At 68.1% G+C, this 3,927-nt stretch carries 4 protein-coding genes; all 4 read right to left on the bottom strand.

Annotated features, from left to right (window positions below; genetic code table 11):
• The coding region (locus tag ACRDU5_RS06960) for a CaiB/BaiF CoA transferase family protein (protein ID WP_526613754.1) at positions 1–953 on the bottom strand (953 nt) is incomplete at its 3' end.
• Entirely contained in the window at positions 950–1,726 is a 777-nt protein-coding gene (locus ACRDU5_RS06955; RefSeq protein WP_526613753.1) for an enoyl-CoA hydratase/isomerase family protein, read from the bottom strand. The genes ACRDU5_RS06960 and ACRDU5_RS06955, both read right to left, overlap by 4 nt.
• Before the next feature lie 5 nt (positions 1,727–1,731).
• Entirely contained in the window at positions 1,732–2,907 is a 1,176-nt protein-coding gene (locus tag ACRDU5_RS06950; protein ID WP_526613752.1) for an acyl-CoA dehydrogenase family protein, read from the bottom strand.
• The gene (locus tag ACRDU5_RS06945) at positions 2,891–3,898 is read right to left on the bottom strand and encodes an acyl-CoA dehydrogenase family protein (RefSeq protein ID WP_526613751.1); all 1,008 of its coding nucleotides are present in this window, start codon (positions 3,896–3,898) and stop codon (positions 2,891–2,893) included. Before ACRDU5_RS06945 ends, ACRDU5_RS06950 begins: the two co-directional genes overlap by 17 nt.
• Positions 3,899–3,927 lie beyond the last annotated feature (29 nt).

Genomic DNA, 3,927 nt, shown 5'->3' with positions numbered 1-3,927 from the left:
AAGGTGCCACGCGCCGCGTTGTGCGGGTGCTGCGGTGCTTCGGTGAGGCTGAGCACGGGTGCGGCGCAGCATCCCGGCGAACTGAGTTCCTGTTCCCACTCTTCCCGGGTCTTTCCCCGGAATCGTGCCGCCAGCACGGCGCGGTGCGCTTCCCACGCGGCCGGTTCGTCGGCGTCGTGCGGCACCGTGACGTCGAGACGCTGACACAACTCGGCATAAAACGCGGGCTCCATGGCTCCGACGGCGACGTGCTTTTGATCCGCGGTTTCATAGACGCCGTAGTAGTGCGCGGCGCCGTCCAAGACGTTGGCGTGCCTGCGGTCTCGCCACGTGCCGGCGGCCACCATCCCGTAGTACGGCGCCATCAACGCGGCGGCACCGTCCACCATGGCGACGTCGACAACCTGGCCGCTGCCCGACTCGCGGGCCTCCAGGATCGCACTCAAGAGTCCGACGGCCAACAGCATGCCGCCGCCCCCGTAATCGCCGACGAGGTTGAGCGGCGGGACCGGCGCGGCGGCGGGACCGATGCCGTGCAACGCACCGGCCAGCGCGATGTAGTTGATGTCGTGACCGGCACGGTTCGCGAACGGGCCGTCCTGGCCGTATCCGGTCATCCGCGCATACACCAGCCGCGGGTTGCGCTCGCGGAGGTCGTCGGGGCCGATGCGCAACCGTTCGGCTACTCCGGGACGGAACACCTCGACGAACGCGTCGGCATCCTCGATCAAGCGCAGCAGAATCTCGCGCCCCGCCGCCTCTTTCACGTCCAAGGCGATCGATCGCTGGCTGCGCCGCACGGTGTAGTCGATGGGCAGCGGGCCGTCCACCGCGCGTGGCATGTCGACCCGCACGATGTCGGCGCCGAGGTCCCCCAGCAGCATGCCGCAGAACGGGCCGGGACCGAGACCGCCCATCGTCACGATCCGCACACCGTCCAGCGGTCCGCTCACGGTGACCATTTCTTCCGTCGAGCCGCGGCTTCGTCGGTGGCGTGGCTGAGCACTTGATTGCGATTCTCGAGTTCCATCGCCGCGGCGAGTCCCGCGGCGTCGGTATTGGTTTGCAGCGCTCGCTTCGTCAGCTGGACGCCGAGCGGCAACAACTCGGCTATTGCCGACGCGATCTGGCTCACGCGCTCGGAAAGGCGGTCCGGCTCGACCAATTCGCTCACCAGGCCGCGGCGATCCGCTTCCTGCGCCGACACGGTCCGCCCGGTCAGCATCCAGTCGGCGGCCACGCTGGTTCCGACGATCCGGGGCAAGTGATAGCTCATCCCCATCTCGGCACCCGACAACCCCAGCAGGATGGCGGCATTGCCAAAAGAGGCGGCCGTCGAGCAGATTCGGATGTCGGCGGCCAGGCACAGCGCGAGCCCCGCACCAACGCACGGACCGTTCACCGCGGCGATGACGGGTTGCGGCAGATTCCAGATCGCCTGTGGCAGCGCCGCCATCGTCTCCTGAAAACGCAGCCGGTCGATGGCCGGGCCTCCCGCGTCAGGCACTCCCGGCCCGAAGTCGCGCATGTCGATGCCGGAACAGAATCCGCGGCCCGCTCCGGTGAGCACGACGGCAGTCACCGAGGTATTCGCGGCGACGTCGGCGAAGGTCTGCATGAGTTCGTCGCGCATCCCCTGGTTGATCGCGTTGAGCCGCTTCGGCCGATTCAGCGTCACCACAACGACGCCGGCCTGCGGCCGTTCGACGATCAGCGTCTCGGTCACCGGACTCAGCGCCGGGGCAAGCCGAGCACCTGCTGGGCGACGATGTTGCGCTGGATCTCCGAGGTGCCACCGGCGATGGTGCCGCCGAAGCTGCGGGCGTAGCGCTCGAACCAGCTGGCGAAATAGTGGTCGAGGTTCATGTGCTTGTACGGACCCGTCGTCGAGGGATGCACCAGCCCGTCGGTTCCCGCGGCGGTGAGCGCGTTCTCGAACGCCTGCCGCTCCGCTTCGGATCCGAACAGCTTGAGCACCGACACCGATGCGGTATCCATCTCGCCACGGGCCGCGCGGGCCAGGGCCGCCGAACCCATTGCGCGCAGCGCGATGTAGTCCATGATCGTCGTGGCGTACTGGTCGCGTTGCAGCTCCCCGCGCGGGCGGAAGTCGGCGATCATGTTGTCGATCCGGTCCGCGAAGCCCAGCCACATCATCGTGCGCTCGTGCCCGAGTGACCCGTTGGCCACCCCCCACCCACCGTTGAGCGGCCCGACGAGGTTTTCGGCGGGCACCCGGGCGTCGGTGAAGAAGACCTCGTTGAAGTCCAGGTTGTCCTGACCGCACATGTCGGCGAACGGCCGGCACACCACACCGGGGGTGTCGGTGGGGATGATCAGCGCGCTGATGCCCTTGTGCTTGGGTGCGTCCGGGTCGGTGCGGACGAACGTGAGCAGGAAGTCGGCATGGTGTGCACCGGAGGTCCACACCTTCTGGCCGTTGACCACGAAGTCGTCACCGTCGCGCACCGCGCGCGTGCGCAGCGACGCGAGATCCGAGCCGGCGCTGGGCTCGCTCATCCCGAGGGACGCCGTCATTTCGGCCTTGAGCACCGGCACGGCCCAGCGGTGCTTCTGCTCGTCGGAGCCGAACGAAATCAGCGATGCGGCAATGATATTGACACCCTGCGGATTGAGACTGTGGTAGATCCGACGCCGGCACAGTTCGTCGAGGTGCACGAACTGCTGCAGCACGGTCGCGTTGCGGCCGCCGAACTCGGGAGGCTGGGCGGGCAGCAGCCAGCCGTTGTCGAACAGCAGCCGCTGCCAGTCGCGCGCCCATTGCGGCATGTGCGACACCGACGTCGGCCGCTCTAGCGTCTCGGTTTCCGGCGGCAGATGCTCGTCGAGGAATGCCGAGAACTCCGTGCGGAACTCCTCGACGTCGGAATCAAAAGTCAGCTGCACCGTTACTCCTGTATTCCTCCGCGATCAGCGCGCGATGTTCGGCCGCGCCGCCGAGCATGAGTTCGCCGGCCTTGGCCCGCTTCAGCGCGAACTGAAGGTCGTTCTCCCAGGTGAATCCCATGGCGCCGAAGAGCTGCAGGCCGTGCCGGAACACCACCGCCTGGCACTCCCCCGCGGCCGCCTTTGCCATCGCCGAGGCCATGCGCCGCCGTGGGTCGTCGGCGGCGATGGTCAGCGCCGCGAAGTACGACAGGGCACGGGCGCGCTCGGTGGCCACGTGCATATCGACGGCCTTGTGCTGCACGGCCTGGAAGGAGCCGATCGCGACGCCGAACTGCTGGCGCTGTTTCACATGTTCGATCACGAGGTCGAGGATGCGCTGGCATGCGCCGACCATCGTCACCGCCATGCCGGTGAGCGCGAGATGGCGGGCCTTCTCGGCGTCGGTGTGCAAGCGCTCGGTGTCGGCGAGCCGCAGGCCCGCGAAGGACACGTCGGCAACATGCAGTACCGGGTCGAAGACCGGGCTACGCCTGATGGTCACCTTGCCGGCGTCGACCAGGAACACCCCGGCCTCGGTCGTCACCGCGAGCCGGTCGGCCCGGTCGGCGTCGAGGACATGCCGTGCCGTTCCGTCCAGCACCCAGCCGTCGGCATCGCGGTAGGCGGTGATGCCGTCGTAGATCGCCGCACCCGCCTTCTGCGGGTCGAAGCGGTCGCCCGCCAGAGGCGCGAACTGCGTCAAGGTCGCCAGGAACGGTGTCGGATCGGTGGCGCGGCCGAGTTCCTCGAGCACGATCGCGAGCTCGACCGCGTTTTCCGGATCGGTCAGCTCGGTCCAGCCGGCATCGATGTAGGACTGCCACAGCGGCGACGGGTCGACCCCGTTTTCCGCCACCTCACGAACCAGCGACGGCGGGCATTGCTTGCCGACGGCGTCGCGCACGGTGTCCTGCCAAAGCCGCTGATCAGCATCGAACTCGAGTAGCATGCGGCGCCTCCTGCGGGGCTAGTCGCGTC

Origin of the sequence: Mycobacterium sp., from assembly GCF_050701515.1 — a bacterium.
Taxonomy (GTDB): Bacteria; Actinomycetota; Actinomycetes; order Mycobacteriales; family Mycobacteriaceae; genus Mycobacterium.
Note: the sequence above shows the minus strand (reverse complement) of the source record. Positions and strands in the feature narration are given on the sequence as shown.

Coding starts and splice junctions, on each gene's coding strand:
- ACRDU5_RS06945 (WP_526613751.1), bottom strand. CDS start 3,898: ATGCTACTCGAGTTCGATGCTGATCAGCGGCTTTGGCAGGACACCGTG.